The sequence below is a fragment of the Endozoicomonas sp. ONNA2 genome (assembly GCF_024606365.1).
Lineage (GTDB): Bacteria > Pseudomonadota > Gammaproteobacteria > Pseudomonadales > Endozoicomonadaceae > Endozoicomonas.
Map to the genome: position 1 here is coordinate 1 of NZ_JAHHPO010000949.1, position 3672 is coordinate 3672.

General features: G+C 43.1%; 5 protein-coding genes. 3 read left to right on the plus strand and 2 right to left on the minus strand.

Features of this window, described 5'->3' with window-relative positions; all coding sequences use genetic code 11:
• Positions 1 to 101: 101 nt before the first annotated feature.
• Together KDK14_RS16845 and KDK14_RS16850 are read left to right on the plus strand one after the other, a co-directional pair.
• Positions 102 to 536, plus strand: coding sequence for a hypothetical protein (locus KDK14_RS16845; RefSeq protein ID WP_257266340.1), 435 nt, complete (start codon positions 102 to 104; stop codon positions 534 to 536).
• Positions 533 to 877 carry a hypothetical protein gene (locus tag KDK14_RS16850; protein ID WP_257266342.1) on the plus strand — a complete coding sequence of 115 codons (345 nt, stop codon included), beginning with the start codon at positions 533 to 535 and terminating at the stop codon, positions 875 to 877. Before KDK14_RS16845 ends, KDK14_RS16850 begins: the two co-directional genes overlap by 4 nt.
• Before the next feature lie 47 nt (positions 878 to 924).
• Here the strand turns inward: KDK14_RS16850 and KDK14_RS16855 are convergent, their stop codons facing one another.
• The gene (locus tag KDK14_RS16855; protein WP_257266343.1) at positions 925 to 1170 is read right to left on the minus strand and encodes a hypothetical protein; all 246 of its coding nucleotides are present in this window, start codon (positions 1168 to 1170) and stop codon (positions 925 to 927) included.
• Between the two features lie 389 nt (positions 1171 to 1559).
• Between KDK14_RS16855 and KDK14_RS16860 the strand changes: the two genes are divergently transcribed.
• Positions 1560 to 2615 (plus strand): Fic family protein, encoded by a 1056-nt coding sequence (locus KDK14_RS16860; protein ID WP_257266344.1) that lies wholly within the window; start codon positions 1560 to 1562, stop codon positions 2613 to 2615.
• A 71-nt stretch (positions 2616 to 2686) separates the two neighbouring features.
• On the opposite strand, the gene KDK14_RS16865 is transcribed toward KDK14_RS16860, so the two are convergent.
• Positions 2687 to 3565: an ankyrin repeat domain-containing protein gene (locus tag KDK14_RS16865; protein ID WP_257266345.1), complete on the minus strand. Its 879-nt coding sequence runs from the start codon at positions 3563 to 3565 to the stop codon at positions 2687 to 2689.
• Positions 3566 to 3672: the final 107 nt, after the last annotated feature.

Consider the following 3672-nt stretch of genomic DNA (forward strand, 5'->3'; position numbering starts at 1 on the left):
AGCTAAATATCCTATTATCGGGATGATCGTTCGACCGATTCTGTCGCCCTGCCACAGAATCAACAGCTGCCAAGGGTAAATTGAAACTAAAGAATATTCTTGTGATGGCTGAACAGTCCAGCTTACATCTGTTTGATCCAGTTGAAAAAAAATCTAAACAATGTAAAACGATGTTTCCTGTCATCAATACTAATGAAATCAGCAATACCCTCTCTAGCTATCAGTATATTGCTGATATGAGTCACAAAAGTTTTAAAGATATGTTTGCAAAAGAAGGTGATAAGCAACTTTACTTGCTCGCAAAAAACATTAGAAGAAAATTGAAAGGAAAGTCTTATCAAAAAAAATTCAAAGTAAGAAATCGAGAAAAGAATAAAAAACTGAAAAATGAAATTGACAAACTGCGTGCTGAAAAAGAAGAATTAGGATCGGAAAATGAAAAAATATCCAAAGAGATAGAAGATCTTAATAAACAACATGATACACTATCGACTTATATTTCCAATTTATCTAATGATTACACAGGCAAAAAATGAAGTTGATAAACCGTTGTGTCATTACCCTGAAACCAAAATCCGTGTTCATCGACTGGGTAAAAAGCCTGAATGTCGAAATTCCAGAAATATGGGACTTTGAAGGTGCTGCTTATCTTTTTGACGAGCATGAATCCGAAGAAAGTTTGGTTGCTGGTATCAGTGAACAAGCGCGTGTCATTCTGGAGAATGAGTTCTCAGTGTGGACTGAAGATGAAGATAAGTGGCCCGGGTCGAGAGACTTTGTCGCTCTGAAGCAGCTATTTACCCTGCATATTGCAGCTGCCAGTTTTGATTTGGGCAAGGAACCATTGCTAAGAGCTGATATTGATGATCTGCTTTGAAGGTTGTGATTCAGGAACATCACAACCATGCAACTAAAGGGAAAAAATTAATTTTCTCTTATTTCAGCAAGGGCTTCCATTCTGGCCTGTCGCTCTTCATGCTTTGTCGGAACAGTAATCGAGTCCAGTGATTCTCTGGCACTCGCAGGTCTAATCATATCCATAACAGGTATTAATACCGGTTTTTCCAAGTCATGTCTTTCCATTGCCTGAGCAGCATAGTCCCGATCCGCTGAAGCATTGGCGCTGAACAGAATGACAGAAGATACGATAGCCGATAGCGTCTTTTTCATTGTTGTTCTCCATTGATATAAGGAAAACTATTCCCAACGCCTTTCATCAAGGGTTTGAGTAATAGTGAATTTGTATAGCGACCAAACAGCAGGAAAGTGAAAGCGTTTTGAGGTCATTAATTACAAGTGCACGTTTTAATCATCAATTTATGCTCGCAAGGACATTTGAATGTTTTGAGAAAGCCTTCTCTTTCCATAACTTGAAGCGTCTGACTAACGTTATAACCCTGTTGGTGGATCAGATTTTAACCAGTTTGATTGGCTGTTAACCAATGAATACCCTTTTTCTGAATTTTGCTTAAAATTCTGGATTTAATGGGTAATAATTATACCTATACTGTATTTTTCACTTATTTATCCGATAAATACCTATTATATTCTTATTGCCTATGAAAACACTGCAGCATTTATCCGGTTATTCTTTCAACAGTTATCAGCTGGGTCTGTTCAGGCAACTGGGAGAGTTCCGCGGCCGCCAGCTGGTCAATGTTCGTCAGCAGCCGGAGGTTTTGGATACGCTCCGTCAGATTGCGGTCCTGGAGTCTGTGGAGTACAGCAGTCGTTTGGATGGCATTGTCGCTTCCAGAGAGCTGGTTCGTAAGCTGATATACCGGGAATACCGTCCGACTACACCAGTTGAGAGGCAGGTTGCAGGCTACCGGGATGGCTTGGAGATTGTGGTTGAGCCAGGGGAACACATGACGATGTCAGTCAGTCTTATCCGTCAGCTGCATGCCATGTTATATGCCCATGTACCCCATGAGGGCGGACGCTGGCGGGTGACCAATAAAGAGATTGTAGAACGGGATAGCAATGGGCTGAGAATTGGTGTTCTGTATCGAACCATGCCCGCCAGGGTCATTGCCGAGGCTATGGAAGAGCTGGTTACCTGTTACCATGAAGGGCTAGGACAGCAGGTTGAGCCTTTGTTGCTGATACCAACCGTGGTATTGGATTTTCTCTGTATTCACCCTTTCAGCGACGGCAATGCCCGAATCGCCTGGTTGCTGATCGCGATGATGCTGGCGCTTAACGGTTATCAGGTGGCTCAGATGATCAGCCTTGAGCGGGTTTTGGCAAGGCAGGAACAAGCCTATAAAAGAGCGTTGCAGCTCAGTGTAAAAGGTTGGCATGAAGGGCAACACAATCCGATGCCCTGGATCGATTTTTTCCTGAATACCCTCATTCGTGCTTACGATGAACTGGAAGATAAAATTCAAACCCTGCAGTGGCAGGGCAGTCGTGCACCAAAATCACAGTTGGCAAGAATGGCCATCGAGCAGACCAGCCATGCTTTTTCCGTTGCGGATATCTGCCTGCAAATACCCACGGTCAGTCGGGAGCTGGTCAAAAAAGTGGTTCAGCAAATGCGTGCCGAAGGCTTGCTGGAGCCGGTAGGCAGAGGTCGTGGGGCTCAGTGGCAAAAATGTAATACCAGTGCCTGAGACAGCAGCAAGGCAGATCAGTATAGAAGTCATTTCTCCTGTGAGAGCTGTGGCTTCCATGCCTTTTTTCGTTAAACCTCGTCTTTTTCAAAAACAAAAATATCGTTCTCCAGGGTCACTCGGCCACTGTCATATCGCTCAGCATTCCAGTCTATTTCTGAGGGGTAGTTTGTTTGCAGGTATTTATAGAGTGCCACATTATTTTGATCAGCAAGGTAATGAACAAGTGTTTTGCCGGAACATTTGTCTTGATGATTTGGGTCAGCACCATACTGAAGCAGTAAATCAACAATCGGGAATTGCTCTTCTTTGACAGGATTATGCAGGCTTATAAAAAATAGAAGGCTATTTAACCCCCCGTCGAATACTTCTGCATTGAGGGCAGCTGGCAAGCTTTGATTGCTCTTTTCGATCTGTTGAAGTAGAAGACGAAGGGTTCCTATACAACCAAACTGGCAAGCAAAATGAACAGGCGTTCGACCTTTTCTCTCTTGTGTTAAGGCAGAGGCACCATTTTCAAGGAGAAATTGGATCATCTCAGAATTTTGATTATAGACAGCAATATGTAAGGGCGTTTGTCCTAAATCATTTTGCCTGTTCAAATCAGCAGTAAAATGTTCGGAACAATTATTTTTCCATAATTGGGCTAGTGGAAGTATGTTATGCACCACTGCCATATGTAAAAAACTGTCTCCATCTTTATCAGGGTAATGTGCCATTAAGGTTGGTAAATCAAAGCTTGAAGATAATTCAGGTTTACACTGAGTGGGAGTTAAATCTCTTTGGAATAAGGTACGATCAAGGGAATCGTCCCTCTCAACTTGATGTGTGGCCGTAGAAATTCTTGCCGGTTGCTCTTTTGGGCCCGAACCACTGTTAGCATCGTTAGTCGAAGGATGCATATCTCTATAGCAAGATTCAGACAAGAACGTTTTTGCACTGGTATCCAAAATATCCTCCTCAATTTTAGCAGTATCCAGGAGGCTGTCCGAGAATAACGCCCGACTGCATGGATGCAGGAGCTAGAGCAACGCAGGAGCAGTTGCCGTGTAGGGCA